Origin of the sequence: Spiroplasma endosymbiont of Dasysyrphus albostriatus (assembly GCF_964019495.1) — a bacterium.
Lineage (GTDB): Bacteria > Bacillota_I > Bacilli_A > Mycoplasmatales > VBWQ01 > Spiroplasma_E.
Map to the genome: position 1 here is coordinate 62,209 of NZ_OZ026447.1, position 17,029 is coordinate 79,237.

16 protein-coding genes are annotated in these 17,029 nt (G+C 23.7%); 7 read left to right on the top strand and 9 right to left on the bottom strand.

Annotated features, from left to right (window positions below):
- Window positions 1-17: 17 nt before the first annotated feature.
- A complete protein-coding gene (gene hprK / locus AACL11_RS00435) occupies window positions 18-965 on the bottom strand; it encodes an HPr(Ser) kinase/phosphatase (RefSeq protein ID WP_338987795.1) in 948 nt (315 codons plus the stop codon).
- 1,057 nt (window positions 966-2,022) lie between these two features.
- Between hprK and AACL11_RS00440 the strand changes: the two genes are divergently transcribed.
- Together AACL11_RS00440 and AACL11_RS00445 are read left to right on the top strand one after the other, a co-directional pair.
- Entirely contained in the window at window positions 2,023-2,541 is a 519-nt protein-coding gene (locus AACL11_RS00440) for a hypothetical protein (protein WP_338987796.1), read from the top strand.
- Window positions 2,542-2,646: 105 nt separating this feature from the next.
- Window positions 2,647-3,660 carry an IS3 family transposase gene (locus tag AACL11_RS00445; protein WP_338986622.1) on the top strand — a complete coding sequence of 338 codons (1,014 nt, stop codon included), beginning with the start codon at window positions 2,647-2,649 and terminating at the stop codon, window positions 3,658-3,660.
- Between the two features lie 175 nt (window positions 3,661-3,835).
- On the opposite strand, the gene AACL11_RS00450 is transcribed toward AACL11_RS00445, so the two are convergent.
- Window positions 3,836-5,266 carry a hypothetical protein gene (locus AACL11_RS00450; protein ID WP_338987797.1) on the bottom strand — a complete coding sequence of 477 codons (1,431 nt, stop codon included), beginning with the start codon at window positions 5,264-5,266 and terminating at the stop codon, window positions 3,836-3,838.
- A gap of 465 nt (window positions 5,267-5,731) precedes the next feature.
- Between AACL11_RS00450 and AACL11_RS00455 the strand changes: the two genes are divergently transcribed.
- The 4 genes from AACL11_RS00455 (at window position 5,732) to AACL11_RS00470 (ending at window position 8,795) form a co-directional block, all read left to right on the top strand.
- Window positions 5,732-6,151, top strand: a complete 420-nt coding sequence (locus AACL11_RS00455; protein ID WP_338987475.1) for a hypothetical protein — start codon at window positions 5,732-5,734, stop codon at window positions 6,149-6,151.
- Complete coding sequence (locus AACL11_RS00460) at window positions 6,108-7,010, top strand: hypothetical protein (protein ID WP_338987473.1); 903 nt, start codon at window positions 6,108-6,110, stop codon at window positions 7,008-7,010. The genes AACL11_RS00455 and AACL11_RS00460 overlap by 44 nt, the downstream gene beginning before the upstream one ends.
- Window positions 7,011-7,178: 168 nt before the next feature.
- Window positions 7,179-7,382 (top strand): hypothetical protein, encoded by a 204-nt coding sequence (locus AACL11_RS00465; RefSeq protein WP_338987472.1) that lies wholly within the window; start codon window positions 7,179-7,181, stop codon window positions 7,380-7,382.
- Between the two features lie 174 nt (window positions 7,383-7,556).
- Window positions 7,557-8,795: an IS256 family transposase gene (locus AACL11_RS00470; RefSeq protein ID WP_338987798.1), complete on the top strand. Its 1,239-nt coding sequence runs from the start codon at window positions 7,557-7,559 to the stop codon at window positions 8,793-8,795.
- On the opposite strand, the gene AACL11_RS00475 is transcribed toward AACL11_RS00470, so the two are convergent.
- From AACL11_RS00475 to AACL11_RS00505, 7 genes are all read right to left on the bottom strand, one after another.
- Window positions 8,787-9,521, bottom strand: a complete 735-nt coding sequence (locus AACL11_RS00475; RefSeq protein ID WP_338987799.1) for a hypothetical protein — start codon at window positions 9,519-9,521, stop codon at window positions 8,787-8,789. The two genes, AACL11_RS00470 and AACL11_RS00475, sit on opposite strands and share 9 nt — an antisense overlap.
- 84 nt (window positions 9,522-9,605) lie before the next feature.
- Window positions 9,606-10,445 (bottom strand): SGNH/GDSL hydrolase family protein, encoded by an 840-nt coding sequence (locus tag AACL11_RS00480; RefSeq protein WP_338987800.1) that lies wholly within the window; start codon window positions 10,443-10,445, stop codon window positions 9,606-9,608.
- Between the two features lie 106 nt (window positions 10,446-10,551).
- A complete protein-coding gene (locus tag AACL11_RS00485) occupies window positions 10,552-11,028 on the bottom strand; it encodes a hypothetical protein (protein WP_338987801.1) in 477 nt (158 codons plus the stop codon).
- 143 nt (window positions 11,029-11,171) lie between these two features.
- Window positions 11,172-11,321: a hypothetical protein gene (locus AACL11_RS00490; RefSeq protein WP_338987802.1), complete on the bottom strand. Its 150-nt coding sequence runs from the start codon at window positions 11,319-11,321 to the stop codon at window positions 11,172-11,174.
- Window positions 11,314-11,841, bottom strand: coding sequence for a hypothetical protein (locus AACL11_RS00495; protein ID WP_338987803.1), 528 nt, complete (start codon window positions 11,839-11,841; stop codon window positions 11,314-11,316). Before AACL11_RS00495 ends, AACL11_RS00490 begins: the two co-directional genes overlap by 8 nt.
- Before the next feature lie 249 nt (window positions 11,842-12,090).
- Window positions 12,091-14,961, bottom strand: coding sequence for an excinuclease ABC subunit UvrA (gene uvrA, locus AACL11_RS00500; RefSeq protein ID WP_338987804.1), 2,871 nt, complete (start codon window positions 14,959-14,961; stop codon window positions 12,091-12,093).
- Window positions 14,962-15,531: 570 nt separating this feature from the next.
- Window positions 15,532-15,858, bottom strand: a complete 327-nt coding sequence (locus tag AACL11_RS00505; RefSeq protein ID WP_338987805.1) for a hypothetical protein — start codon at window positions 15,856-15,858, stop codon at window positions 15,532-15,534.
- Between the two features lie 144 nt (window positions 15,859-16,002).
- Between AACL11_RS00505 and AACL11_RS00510 the strand changes: the two genes are divergently transcribed.
- The gene (locus AACL11_RS00510) at window positions 16,003-17,016 is read left to right on the top strand and encodes an IS3 family transposase (protein WP_338986622.1); all 1,014 of its coding nucleotides are present in this window, start codon (window positions 16,003-16,005) and stop codon (window positions 17,014-17,016) included.
- The last annotated feature ends 13 nt before the right edge of the window (window positions 17,017-17,029 follow it).

Consider the following 17,029-nt stretch of genomic DNA (forward strand, 5'->3'; position numbering starts at 1 on the left):
ATAATTTAATAATTAAATTATTTCTTTTTTGTTAAATTTCTAATTATTTGTTTTTGAAAACTAGCAGTAGCGTCTTGACCTTCATCTTTTAACTTTAAACTAATAACTGCTGCTTCAATTAAATCAGCTAAATTTCTTCCTGGACTAACAGGAATAATTATTTTAGGCACTTTAATTTCAAAAAAAACATCAAAGTTATTATGATCACCAAGTCGATCAACTTTAGTTCAACCATCATTTTCAATTCTAATTAAATTAATAATTAAATTTACTTGACTCTCATGCATTATAACATGATATCCATACATTTTGGTAATATCTAGGATACCTATTCCTCTAATTTCAATTAAATTTTTAATAATCGGATTAACTTTTCCTACAATTTTATTATTGACTTTTAAAATATCAATACTATCATCACCAACAAATAAGTGCCCATTACGTAATAAATCTAATGTTGTTTCTGATTTACCAATACCACTTTCACCTGTAATTAGGACACCATAACCAAAAATATTTACTAGAGTACCATGTAAACGTTTAGATTCAGATAAACGTTCAACAATATACGTAGAAACTGTTGCTGCAAATTCAGAAGTAAAAAATAATACTTCAATAATTGGAACTGTTGAATTAATCGCTTTAGCACAGTCACATAATTCTTTTTTAAATTTAAAATTAGGTGTTACAAAAATAGCAGGAATATGATCTTCTAAAATATTACTAAAATGGTTCTTAAATTCTGTTTTTGGTAAAGAGGAAATATATTCGCTTTCTTTACTGCTTAATAAAATTATACGACGACTACGTGAGATTTGTTTAGTTTTAAATCCTGTTAACTCTAAACCACCACGATTAGTACCAATATTAGTAATAATTCTTTTTTCAATTGGAATTTTGGGATTAATATATAAAATTGTTAAATTAAATTTTGTTATTATTTCGCCAACACTAAGGTTTTCCATACTTAATTTCCTGCCTTTTATAATTAAAATTTTTGATTAATTTTAAACATAATATAATTATATATAATATATCAACAGAAAGTTTATTATTAACAAAAAATATACATAAGTTTCTAAAAACATTAAAAAAACTATTGAATAATATAATAAAAAATTATTAAACATTTCATTATCAAATAAAATTATTATGATATAATTTTTTAAAAATTGTTAAAAATTAAAATATTAGAAATTGGTGTTAACTTTTTATGAATAGCAACTATATTCCTTTTGAATTAGTATTAAAAAATATTATCTCATCATCTATCAATCAAAATTTAAATCATATTTATGAAACTATTGATAAAAATAAAAGGGAGCGTGTCGAAGATGTCGGTAACTAATCATTTTTAAAAATAAATACTTTCTTTTTTTACCCTTGAATTAAAAATAAATGACAAAAGACGAGAATAAAAATCTCGTCTTTTTTTTGTAATTGTAAAATTTTAAAATTTTTAATAACCGTCTTTAACGCTATTATCAACACGTGTTAGGGAACTAAAAAAGTGAACTACAACACAGTTGTTAAAAATAGTAGCTAGCATGTGGACTTGCATGGATAAATAAAAAGTGGAGTGATACCTAATAAAATATACTAACCAGTAAATGGTAATTCTTGGGGTGGGAGCGAATTGGAAACTAGTATATATAGACCTGCTTAGGGAACCTACTATGTTAATTCTATTCTTTATTTAACCAACCTTGCCACTTCCCAGTGAGCAAGTGTTGGTTTTATTTTTTATTTTTTTTGAAAAAATTTTTTTTGGGCGAGAAAATAAATTTCAAACTTGTAAAAAAAATTGAGCGGTGCCGGTTCAATTAAAATATTAATTTGCTAAACGCAAATTAAATAAATATTGAATCAAATGCCTCAATGTTTTTTAAAATTTCACAATTTATTTTTGAGCCCAGTTTTCATGGAATTAATAAAACTAATAGTAGTATTATTAATAATCTAAAAATCAAATTATATGTTCTTTATGCTAGAAGCAACAGAACATATTAGAAAAGGATTATTATGCAAATAGAATTTAAAAAAGAACAAATTGTTAAAGATAAACCACAATCTATTCTTATTGATTATGTTGAATATAAATTATCACTTCCAAAATGAATGATTAAAAATAATTCTTTTATTATTGATAATAGTTACACATATTGAGTTTTTAATTTAGAAAATATTAAAAGAGAATTAAGTGGTAATGAATTAATAAAATTATTAGAACCATATATTAAAGACCAAAAAATAACTGTTAATAAACCAATTGCTCCAAAAGAATATTATCTTAATGATATAAAACTTGAACCATTAACATTTTATGAACAGCATAATAGTTGATTTATGGGTGAAATAACAGATAACAAAACTAAAATTACTAATCCTTGTTTTAAATATAACATTACCTGAGAAGAAAACAGAAAAGATTTTAAAATAAATAATCCATATAAACATGATGATTTACCAATTAATTATATAGTTACTTCTTATAAGGAAATTTTAACTCATAATGAAAAAGTATTTTTGTTGAACATGTAAACAAAATAAATTAAATTTGGAATGGGCCACTTGCCACTTAGCCCTTTTTACTAGACCATTAATTTAAAAAATCTGAATGTATTCTAAAAACAATTGTGTTATATAATGAACACTAATTTTGACCTGAAAGGATTTTTATTAATGGATAAAATTAAACAAATAGCATTAATAATTAACAAATTAAATATCAAAGAAAAAATTAAAATTATCGATGATTGCAAAAATCAATATTCAATTAGAAACTTATGTCAATATCTTCAATTAAACAGATCAACATATTACTTTTTAAAAAATAAACAAAAACTTATTAAAAAAGAAAAAAATCATATTATTAATTGCAATCATAAATATCAAGAATTATGCCAACTTTTAATCGAATTTCATTCTACAAGAAAAGGTAGAATTTATGGATATTTAAGAATTTTTTCAGCTTTTAAAGAGTGATTAAAACAAGAGAAAAATATCATTTTAAATATAGAATTATCAACAAAACAAATGCGAAAAATTATGAAAAAACACAATATTCAAGGATTAAAACAAACTAAAAATAACTATCCTAAAAACAAAAAAAATCCAAATAAGTGAATACCTACAATGGATAAAGTAAACAAAGATTACAAAAGTACAACCGCTTCAAATCAAATTTGATCAATGGATACTAAACAAATAAACACCAAAGAAGGTTGACTATATCTTTTTGTAATTATTGATTTTTATTCAAATAATGTTGTTAGTTATAATACATTTTCAAATAAATCATATCAAGATTTAATTCTTCCTGCACTTGAAAAAATAAACAACCAATTTTCTTGAAATCAAATAAAAAACGTTATTTTACATTCAGATAACGCCAACGAATTTTATTGTCAAGAAATTACAAAATGAGCAAAAAACAAACAAATAATTTTAAGCAAAAAACAACCATATGATATTGGCGGTAATGTCATATCTGAAAATTGATTTTCACATTTATCTCAAGAATGATTGCCTAAAGACTCAAATCAATATTTAACAATCAATGAAGCTATTAATGATGTAAATCAATATGTTATGTTTTATAATTATGAAAGAATACATTCTAAATTTTTAAAACCACCAATATTACAAATAAAAATTTAGAAATATCTATCAAAATATGGTCCAGTAATTAGGGCTAACCACCGTTTTAAGTGAATTTAAAATACTATTTTTGAGTTTCACTTTCATATATTTTTTTTGTTTGCTTGCATAATTTAAAATAATCCTTTTTTTATTAATTTTAGATGTTCATTATCTACAACCTCACTATCCAAAACTAAAGTGTTACAGTAAAGTCATCAAAATATACTTGAGCTCAAACATGATAAACTGCAGTATAAGAACTAGTTTTTATGTCAAAGATACCAAAAATAGTTTCACTTTCTTTGTTTTTATCTACATAGGGAACTACATAAATTTCTGCTTTTTGATCTGTACCTCAGAAGTTATCATATTTATAATTTATAAGTCAAACTATTCTATGATAATTATTATCATCGGTTACATCACTGGTTTTAACTAAAAAATTTTCCTTTTCAACTGTATCACCTTGCCCTCCAGCACTGGCTTTTCCTAGAAACAAAAGATTTTTATATGTTTGTTTAAATTCTTCAAGTGAAGAAGCAAAATTTGTTCATTTAATTAATGGGATTCTTTTATCGTCATGGGTCTCACCTGAAGTTATAGCACCTGTAATTTTGAATTCAAATTTATGTTTATTTACTATACCTTTTTTAGCATCACTAACAAATTGTTTAATTTCCTCATTTTTACTATTTTCTATTTGTGTAAAAATATCAGTATATGTTATTCATTCAAATAATGATAAACCTACAGCAAATATTGCAGCACCCGCAGCAAAAATAACTGATGTTGTTCCTATAGTAACAAGAGAAAATTGTATTATTAAATATAAATCTCTAAAAAAAGAATAGACTAAACCTGCAGCATTAACACCAATTTCAATATTTTTATCTATTTTGTTCAGTAAAGGATTATTCATTGTTGTATAAATACTTATTCCTTCTGCAACAGCAGCACACGCTACTGAAATTATTGTTGCAGAAACAGCTCATGGTATACTTATTCCACCTAATCAAGCAGTTGTTCACAGTCCTGCTGCTAGTATAGCAAAAATTGCTGCTGAAGTAATAAAACCAATTTTAACTTCATTTAATTTATTTCAGAATTCTAATGCTTCTTTTTTTGTTTTTGATTCATCAATAAATCGTATAATATTATTAATTTTTAAATCACTTCTCATATTTGAGAATTCTTTTTTAAAATTTTTTTTGAAAACTTTATTTATTTCTCTGTCATATACTGTTTTAAATTTTGGAATTTCATTTTTAAATTTGCTTATCATTTGATTAAAAGACAGGTTTTTTTGTTTAATTTCATTTGTATAATCTAATGCTTTTTCAAATGCTATATCAATTCGGTTTTTTGAATCCAAATTTGTTGGTGATGATATACTTATTCCGTTATATTTATTATTAGTTTTATTTTTTTCATCTTTAAAATAATTTTCAACCTTATTAAAATCAATTTGTGGTTCATCATTAAGTTGTGTAAATTCTTTTAAATCTAGTTTTTCATTTTTTGCTATCGGTTTTAAAATATTTGTTGAAATCATACCTTCAATTAATTGATTTGTAGAAACCGTTGTAAGTACAAATGCACTTATCATAACTAATAATTTTTTCATGCTTTATCATCCTTTCAATTAAAAAATAAAAAACACCTAAAATTTGGTGCTTTTGTGATTAAAAAAGTAAATCCTAAAATAATAAATATAAAATTAAATATTAAAAAAACAATAATTTTATAAATTAACTATACATTAAATATTTGAGTTTTGCAATGATTTTAGTTGTACCAGATGAAAAAATGGCTAAATTCATACAAGAACAAATTAATAATTATAATTGATATCAAGAAGCTCATGAAATTTAAATATTTAATGACATAAATAAGTGTTAAAATATGAAATAAAACATAACAAAAAGTAAATATTAAGTAATTTATAATTCAATTTATATTGACATAACAATTAACTAATTGTAAAATACACAAAATTTGATAACATATAGCTATTATTCAATATATAAGTTTTAACCCATTACTTTATTTTAAAAGTAAATGGGTTTTAATGTTAAAAGGAGATATTAACATGACTGACAAAACAAAATCACAAACATATAATTTTCTATCAGAAAATAAATCAATAGAAGAAATTAAAAAACAGGAAAACATTGATGTTATAGAAAAAACAAGACATGGTGGAAAAACATTTAAAATTATTGAAAAAAATGTTAATAATCAGCTAGTTAATGATGACTTATCAGAAAATGAAATATTTTATGATAGTTATGATACTGTAGATAATTTAAATAATATTTCTACAGAAGAAATATCACAATTCCAAACAACAATTCAAGAACAAGCAAAGGAAATTCAGAAACTTAAAAAAGAAAATGAAGAATTAAAACTAAAACAAAGCAATACAAATTTAAATAAGTTTAAATATAATGCTGTAACAATTTATAATGAAAAACAAAGAAAAAATTCACGAAGAAATTTTACCAATTAAAGATGAAATAATTTTTGTAACTACTCTTGTACATATTAATAATTCTATTACCGAAGAAGTGATTGATTTTCAAGAACTTACAAACGGTAATATTGAAGTCATGAAACAATTGAAAAAATATGAAAATATCAATAAATATAAAGATGATCTTCTCTTAATTGAACCAAATTCAAATTATGAAAAAAATATTAAAATTGAACCTGTATCAATTAAAAAATTTTTAAGTGAACAAGAAAAAATATCAAACTGAAAAATATCAAAATTAGAATTAATAATATTTATTTCTCTTTCATTATTAAGTATTACACTTTTAGCAATACCTGTTGTTGTACCAGCATTAGTCCCTATTATATCAACAATATTATGAGAAAAAACTTTAGTATCAATAGTAGGTATTGGAATTGCTTGAATTGTTAATAAAGGAATATGAACTATTGCAACAGAAAAAACAAAAAAAGTTGAATCATGAATGAAACAAAAATTTTATTCATTAATTCGTAAAATACCATTTGTAAACAAAAGAAATCTTGGTAAAACTAAAGAAGAACTAGAAATTAAAAAAAATGTTGAAAAAAATATAGAAAATTTAACTAGTAATAAGTTAGAAACAAAATTAAAAACTCAATATGATATTTTAAAACAAGAATTAGATAATAGAAAAGATAAAAAACTAGACGAAATAATAAGTAATGAAACAATAAATCATAAATCAAATAGTGTTCTAGAAAATTCAAGTATTGAATCAGAAAATAATCAAAATTTTGATTCATCTATACGAAATACAATTAATCACCAAAACCAACAACCTTCAACAATTTCAACTAAAACTTGAAATAAAGTAAAATGTTTATTAACATAAGCAATAAGTAAATATTAAAGTCTTAATCACTATTTTTTAAAAATAGTGATTTTTTATTATTTTTTACACATTTTTTGTTTTAAAAATATATACTTTTCTTGGATATTTTAGATATTTTAAGGGTAGAAAAAAAATATTCAAAAATATTGAAGAGAGGAATTTTACAATATGGAAAAATGAAGTCAAGCAGATAAAGATAAACGTGCAAAAGACGCTGAAAGAATAAACAAAGCATGAGGAGAAAAAAACGAACGTGAAAGGCGAGAAAGAGTTGCTAATGCTCTTGGATTTGAAAAAGACAAATCAAAAGTAAACAGCGAAGCTTCAACAAGTAAAAGTCAAAGTTCTAGTAGTAAATCACCAAAAATGTAAATATAACTATTAAAAACCTCATAATGAGGTTTTTTTAAAACCTGAATTGTAAATATAAATGGGACAGTTTTTTAAAATAAGAGGCTTTTATGTAATCTGTGTAACTTACAAAAATAACTATGTTTAATTAACTCTAGTAAATATAATTAAATGACTAGAAAGAGTGAGTTACAGATGGCTAAAAAGCAAAATATTAATAATAATGATCCAATATCAAAAGCAGTAGATTTATTATTAGAAAATACTGAAGATTTAACAACAGTTTTTAAAGAGGGAGGATTATATAAAGAATTAACAAAAAGATTAGTAGAAAAAATGTTGAATTCTGAGATGCAAAATTATTTAGGATATGATAAGAATCAACATAGTAATAGTGACAATGCTCGTAATGGTATAAGTTCAAAAAAATTAATAACTCAACAAGGTAAAATTGAGATTGATGTACCGCGAGATCGCAATAGTAATTTTAATCCTGTAATAGTTGCAAAAAGACAAAGAAGATTTGATGGTTTTGATCAACAAGTTCTTTCTTTATATGCAAAAGGTATGACATTATCAGATATTAGAATGCAATTACAAGAGTTATATCATGGTGCTGATATTAGTGAAAGTGTTATTAGTCAAATTACTGATGATGTTATTGATGACGTCAAAGCATGGCAAAATCGACCATTGGAAAGTGTCTATCCGATTGTTTATTTTGATTGCATAGTAGTGAAAGTACGACAAGATAAAAGGATTATTAATAAATCAGTTTATATAGCTTTAGGAGTTGATTTAGAAGGTAAAAAAGATGTTTTAGGTTTATGAATTAGTGAAAATGAAGGTGCTAAATTTTGATTAGCAAATTTAACAGAAATGAAAAATCGTGGCTTAAATGATATTCTTATTGCCTGCAGTGATAATTTAACAGGCATGTCAGAAGCAATACAATCAGTTTATCTTAAAACAGAACATCAATTATGCATAGTTCATCAAATTAGAAATAGTTTGAAATATGTCTCATATAAGCATAGAAAATCTCTAGTTGCAGATTTAAAACCAATTTATACTGCATGTAGTGAAGAACAAGCAATGCAGGCTTTAGAATCCTTTGAAAATAAGTGAAATAAACAATATCCTCAAATTGCTAAATCTTGATATAAAAATTGAGATAATTTAATGGTTTTTATTAGTTATCCTGCAGAAATTAAAAGAGTGATTTATACAACAAATGCTATTGAATCTGTAAATAGTCAATTACGAAAAGTTATCAGAAATAAAAAAGTTTTTCCTAATGATATGGCAGTTTTTAAAATATTTTATTTAGCAATTGAAAATATAACAAAAAAATGAACAATGCCCATTCAAAATTGAAATACAGCAATTGCTCATTTTATGATAAAATTTGAAGATAGAATTAATCTAAACTAGTACTTTGTAAAACAAAGATACACAGATTACATAAAAGCCTCCAAATTTACTTTTCTTTATAGTACCAAATTCTTCATAATTATTAGCTATACCCAAAATAAAAATATTTCTCTTCAAATTATTATTAGTTGCAGAATTAAATATTTCTGCTTTTGAATCGCAATAATTGTTTAATAATAATGTTTTAAAATTAATGTTTTTAAAACAATTGTGACTTATAGAATTGAATAACTTACCATAAATTGTCAGAGAAAAAGAATCGTTTGAAAACCGTAATTCTGTTTCAGGAATAAATTTACTATATAAACTATTTTCTCCTATTGTTCCATCACCAACACCATAATATTTATCATTAATATCCAAATTAAGTGCAGTTAAATCAAGTGCATAATAATATCATACTTTAGTGCTTATTTTTGAAGCATAATGAGTACCCAAAAAGTAAATAGGTGTATCTTTTGTTAAAAAAATACCAGTTTCTTCTCTCATTTCATTATAAACTGTTTCCAAAGGATTATTATTTTCCACTCCACCAGTAATTGAACTATATTTACCCAACTTATTTTTATTAAATAAAGGATTACTCTCACATGTTTGCATAAAATAACGACTACCATCATCTTTAATTATAAATGGTAATATTGCAACACCTTTGTTATTACATCAAGGTTCTTCAACACCATGCATAAAGCCTACTTTAATTAATTTAACTCATTCTTTTTTCATATTTATTTTTTTCCTTTATAACAAAATTATAACTCTTATAAATAAATATTTCTAATTAATTCTTATTATCATTTATTAATTTAATTAATTCTTGAGCCATAATATTATGTGCTCATTTATTAGGGTAATGCTATCAAAAAAGAAATAATTATTAATATTTTCTTCATTAACACCTTCATTGAAATGAGGAACAATAATACCATTATTAATTATTTCACTAAAATCAGTAGTAACTGCTGCATCAATAATATTGTTATTAATATTCAAGCTTTTAAACTTATTAATAGCATTTGTTATCGCTGCAAACATATCATATTTAATAATATTTTTTTTATTTTTAAATAAAGGGATAATACTCATATTAGGAACATTACATAATAAAATACGTTGAGCACCCTTATTTATCAATTTAGTTAAAGCATTTTTTATTAACTCAACTGCTTTATTAATAATTTCTTCTTGGTCGTTTAATAATGATTGTTTAAAAGCATATAAAATATCATTACCACCAAACTCTACTAAAATTATATCATTACTATTAATATGATGCTGACTAATTAAAGCATCTACTTGATGAGTAATATCAAAATGATTAATAACAAAACTTTCTACTGTTAATTCTTTTTTTCTACTAGCTAAAGCTCCACTAACTGCATAATTATTACCAATTTGCTCATCAGCAAATAAAAAAAGGTCAAATCTTCAAGCAGAAGTTAAATTTATATGCAAATAATCGGCAATAATTTGTGCTGCCACAGGACCATTAGAAAAAGAATTTTTATAAAATGGTGGTAACATTTTAACTATTTTAGGTATTTTTAAATGCTTAAAAAGAGCTGTAAAACCACTTACTAATGCTCCTGTGTCTGATAAACTATCTCCTAGAACATAAAAATTACCTTTTATTTTTTGATTATCATTCATGACTTCTCCTTCTAACAATAAACTTAAACTGAAAATATCTTAACATAATTGATTTAGCTTGTCATAGTACAAAAAATAATTATGCTAAAAGTGGACATTATCATATTTAAATAATAGAATTTCCTCTTTGTTTATAATTTTTAATAATATTAATACTAATTAATGTTGCCATTAAACAAGTAATACAACTAATAATATTTAAAACAACACCAACAATAGTAATTTGATATGAAAAAACTTTATTATCATTAAATTGAGGTAAAAGCACAATAACACTAATAATTTCGCAACTTGTTCCAATAATACCTAAACAAAAACTAAGAAAATCAAGCGAAATACTAAATTGATCTTTTCGATATAATTTCATATTTTGTTTTATCAAAGTTTTCTTTAATCTAATTAAACGGAACATTAAGAAAAAAGGTAGAAAAGCTAAAGTAAAACTAGTAATATCAAAAAAAATTGCAACAACAGTTATTCAAAGTGATGCTTTATCATTATCTCAAAAAGGTTGTAATGCTAAAATACTTAGAATTCCCAAAAAAATACCTATTAAACCAGTTCCAAAACTTATTAAATCCATTTTAAGAATTTTTTTATTAAACTTTAAAAAATATACTCTTTTTTCCAAAGTGACAAATCCTTTCATGTATATATATAAGTAAAATTTTATCATATAAATGGAAATAATTTTCTCCAATTTTAGATTACAAATAAAAAGAATAACTATAGTTGTGTTATTAATCTATTGTTTGTTGAAATTTCAGTATTTTGTACATTAATTGAATTTATTTCCTTAACAAGAGAGACAATATTTTCTTTAAATAAATTAAGTCTTTGTCTTTTTTTTCTAATTTTTATTTCAACTTTATTCAAACTTTTTTTTGATATTACAAATTTTTAATCCAATTTTATAAAGTTGCTCTTTTTGATTATTTAAAACAACTTTTTCACATTCTATTCTATTAACTAATCTTATTTCAAAATTATAATAACCAAAAGTGAAAAACTTAACTAATTTACTTTTAAATTTAAAAATCTTACTTGTTTTCTGTTTTTGAAAAACTTCTAATTTTTTAAGACTATTATTATGAAAATTTAAAATAATTTCTTGTTGATTATTAATTTTATATAATTTTTCTTTTAATTCTCATTTTTTACTACTTAATTTACAATTTAATTCTATTTTTAATGCTGTAATTTTATCAATAAGTTTACCCTTTTCCTTCTGTTTTTGTTCCTCTCACATTAAAGTAAATTCAAGTAATTCAAACTCTAATTCTTTATCTCATGGAAAAAAATTTTCTTTTTCAAACTTAAAAGAAAGAAATTCAAGTTCTTTTCTTTCATCATTAAATACTTCATCTTTTACTTTCACTAAAAATTTTGCATTCATTGATACTGTTTTTCCATTATTTTTAAATTTTTTTTAAAAAAATCTTTTTCAAAAAAAATAAATCAATATTCTAAGTATTGTATATTAGAAGAAGTGCTAAAAACTTCTTTTAACTTTATTATATTACTTTTAACATTTTGTATAGTTGAATTTATAAGTATTTCTTTTAAATTTGGTACTACTTCTAAAGACATTTTATTTCTCCACTTCTTTTGTTAAAATTCAAGAATACTACAGAAAATATTTTAATTATTTTCTATTCAAATCGCGATTAATAACTGCTTTTAAATATTGTCCAGTATAAGACTTAGGATTTGTTATTACTTGTTCTGGTGTTCCTGTAGCAATGATTTCACCACCAAATTTACCACCCTCAGGTCCTAGATCAATAATGTAATCAGCAACTTTAATAACTTCTAAGTTATGTTCAATTACAACAACAGTATCACCATGATTAACAATTTTATTTAAAACTTCAATTAACCTTTTAATATCATCAACGTGTAAACCAGTAGTTGGTTCATCTAAAATATACATAGTTTTGCCAGTAGCACGTTTTTGTAATTCTTTAGCTAGTTTCACTCTTTGTGCTTCACCACCAGATAATTCAGTAGCGGGTTGTCCTAATTTTACATATCCTAATCCCACTTCTTGTATCATTGCTAACTTTTTATGGATTTTTGGATGATTAGCAAAAAAAGTTAATGCTAAATCAACAGGCAGTTCTAGTACATCATAAATATTTTTACCTTTATATTTAACTTGTAATGTTTCACTATTATAACGTTTTCCTTCACAAATTTCGCAAGTTACATAAACATCAGGTAAAAAATGCATCGCAATTTTAATAACACCATCACCAGAACAACGTTCACATCTTCCTCCTGGTACATTAAATGAAAATCTACCTTTAGCATATCCTCTAATTTTTGCTTCTGGTGTTTGTGTAAATAAATCACGAATATCATCAAAAACTGAAGTATAAGTAGCAGGATTACTCCTTGGTGTTCTGCCAATCGGTTCTTGCGAAATAGCAACAATTTTATCAATAAATTCAATCCCTTTTATTGCTTTATGTTTTCCTGGTCGTTGTCCCTTTAAACCTAAATACTTTTGAATACTAGTATATAAAATATCATTAACAAGCGTTGATTTACCACTTCCTGAAACACCAGTAACACAAATAAATTTACCTAAAGGTAATTTAACATTTATTTTACGTAAATTATTAGCTTGTGCTTCTTGAATTTCAATAACTTTGCCATTACCACTTCTTCTTGATTTAGGTAATGCAATAAATTTTTCACCATTTAAATATTGTCCAGTAATTGAATTAGGATTATTAGCAACTTGCTGTGGTGTACCTTCAGCAATTACTTCACCACCATAAATTCCAGCTTTTGGACCAATATCAATTAATCAATCTGCTGCTCACATTGTATCTTCATCGTGTTCTACTACTAATAATGTATTATCAAGATCTCGCATTTGTTTTAAAGTTTCAATTAACTTAACATTATCACGTTGATGTAAACCAATTGAAGGTTCATCAAGAACATACAATACTCCCGTTAATTGTGAACCAATTTGAGTTGCTAATCGAATTCGTTGTGATTCACCACCAGATAAAGTTTGTGCCATTCGTGATAAGTTTAAATATCCTAAACCAACATTAGTTAAAAAACTTAAACGATTAATGATTTCTACTAATATTAATTTAGCAATTTCTTGTTGATAAGGTAATAATTTAATATTTAACATAAATGTTAAACTTTCTTCGATGTCTAAATTAGTATATTGACTAATATTCATTTCTTTATTATTTTCATCTTTAATTTTAACTGCTAGTGCAAATTCATTTAATCTTGTTCCTTGACAAGTTAAACAAGTACGTTCACTCATAAATTTACGATAATAATCACGGGCAAAATCACTAGTTGTTTCTAAAAAACGTCTTTCAATTAAAGTGGCAATACCTTCAATATAATCATGATTAGGATATTTACGACCATTTGCCGAAGTAATACTGAAAGTAATAGCTTCATCACTACCACGCATAATATAATTAAGTTGTGCTTTTGTTAAATTTTTTAATGGCTGATTCAAATCAATTAAATAATGATAACAAAGAACTTTTAATTTTTGTCATTCTAAATTACTAGTACCAACTAAGTTTTTATAATACTCAATGCCACCATCATTAATTGATAATTTTAAATCTGGCATTAATAATTCTTCGTCAACTTCTAATTTTACTCCCAAACCTTTACAATCAAAACACGCTCCACTGGGTGCATTAAAAGAAAATAAACGCGGTTCTAAACTGGGAATTGAAAATCCACAAATTTTACAAGCATACTTTTGAGAAAATAATCACGTTTCATTTGTTTGCGATAAAATAACCTTTGCTAAACCATTACTATGATTTAAAGCAACTTCTAAAGCATCATGAATTCGTGAAATAGTATTATAATCATTGGTAAATTTAATACGATCAATAACAATATCAATATCATGACGTAATGATTTATTCAATTCAATTGGTTCATCTAAACTATATATTTTATTATTAATTTTAACTCGCAAAAAATTTTCTTGTTTTAATTTTGCTAATAAATCTTGATGACTACCTTTTTTAGCATTAATAACTGGTGCTAAAATTTCAATATTAGTATTATCTTCTAACGTTTTAATTTTATTAACCATTTCTTTTAAAGTTTGCGTGCTAATTGGACCATGACCCTTATTACAATAAGGAGTTCCAATCCGTGCATAAAGTAAACGCAAATAATCATAAATTTCAGTAACAGTACCAACAGTACTGCGAGGATTATTACTTGTAGTTTTTTGATCAATAGAAATTGCTGGTGCTAAACCATCAATAGCATCAACATCAGGTTTTTCACTGTTTCCTAAAAATTGACGAGCATAGGCTGAAAGTGATTCAACATATCTTCGCCTTCCTTCTGCATAAATTGTATTAAAAGCTAATGATGATTTACCACTTCCTGAGACACCAGTAATAACTACTAACTTATACTTTGGAATTTTAATATTAACATTTTTTAAATTATGTTCACGTGCACCTTTAACAGTAATATATTTTTGATTATCTGTCATTTATTCCTCCACTTATATGCTCTTTCTAATTAATTATATACTATATATAGTTAACTTTAATAGCATTATTGCTAATTAATACTAAAGAATATCAATTATAATTATTTTAAAATATTATCTAAATCAATATTTAAAATTTTAAAATTATTTAGTGCAAAAAAAGTATATAAAAACTTAAATTACAAAAAAATGAACAATATATATTCAAAAATGAAATACAGCAATTGCTCATTTTATAATAAAATTTAAAAAATAGAATTAATTATTACTAAAAAATGTTATATTCCAATATTTTTTTCTAATAAAAAATAATTGGAATAATTTTATTTACTTAAATTATATAAATTTATGGGAGCGTACCGATGTTGTCAATAATATTCAAATTTGTCTTAAAATTATAAAGTTAGACGAGAATAATTTTGACTTTAATATGCAATTGTATATTAATCTTAACACTTGAAAAATATTAGTCAACAATAATACTTATTTTTATAACTCAAAAATTCTTATTAAAGTTTACTTTAATAAGTTTTATTTTATTTTTGGTTTTTTAAAATCTTTAATTTTAATTTATAATAACTGGATGGCGGTATTTATTTGATAGCATTTAAAATTAACCATTTTTGTATACATATCAATGTTATAGGTTCTATCACCAATCATTTTTTTTAAAATTTGTTTAATATTAGTTTCAGTAAAGCAACCAATATTTTCAACTAGTGCTTGGTTTAATACACCATCTTTTGCATTAATAAAATAACCAACTTTTAATTTTTTATATTGCAAAGTTAATGATTGTAAAAAATCAATTAATTCATAATATTGACCTTTTTCAAATAAAGTTATTGCATTTTGATAGTGTAATTTAGCAATTTTATTTTTTCTTCTTCCAGCCATTATTCCAAGAAATAAAACATGAAAAGCATGGAATTTATCTAAAATAAATTTAGCATTTAAAATTGGAATGGGCCACTTAGCCCTTTTTACTAGACCATTAATTTAAAAAATCTGAATGTATTCTAAAAACAATTGTGTTATATAATGAACACTAATTTTGACCTGAAAGGATTTTTATTAATGGATAAAATTAAACAAATAGCATTAATAATTAACAAATTAAATATCAAAGAAAAAATTAAAATTATCGATGATTGCAAAAATCAATATTCAATTAGAAACTTATGTCAATATCTTCAATTAAACAGATCAACATATTACTTTTTAAAAAATAAACAAAAACTTATTAAAAAAGAAAAAAATCATATTATTAATTGCAATCATAAATATCAAGAATTATGCCAACTTTTAATCGAATTTCATTCTACAAGAAAAGGTAGAATTTATGGATATTTAAGAATTTTTTCAGCTTTTAAAGAGTGATTAAAACAAGAGAAAAATATCATTTTAAATATAGAATTATCAACAAAACAAATGCGAAAAATTATGAAAAAACACAATATTCAAGGATTAAAACAAACTAAAAATAACTATCCTAAAAACAAAAAAAATCCAAATAAGTGAATACCTACAATGGATAAAGTAAACAAAGATTACAAAAGTACAACCGCTTCAAATCAAATTTGATCAATGGATACTAAACAAATAAACACCAAAGAAGGTTGACTATATCTTTTTGTAATTATTGATTTTTATTCAAATAATGTTGTTAGTTATAATACATTTTCAAATAAATCATATCAAGATTTAATTCTTCCTGCACTTGAAAAAATAAACAACCAATTTTCTTGAAATCAAATAAAAAACGTTATTTTACATTCAGATAACGCCAACGAATTTTATTGTCAAGAAATTACAAAATGAGCAAAAAACAAACAAATAATTTTAAGCAAAAAACAACCATATGATATTGGCGGTAATGTCATATCTGAAAATTGATTTTCACATTTATCTCAAGAATGATTGCCTAAAGACTCAAATCAATATTTAACAATCAATGAAGCTATTAATGATGTAAATCAATATGTTATGTTTTATAATTATGAAAGAATACATTCTAAATTTTTAAAACCACCAATATTACAAATAAAAATTTAGAAATATCTATCAA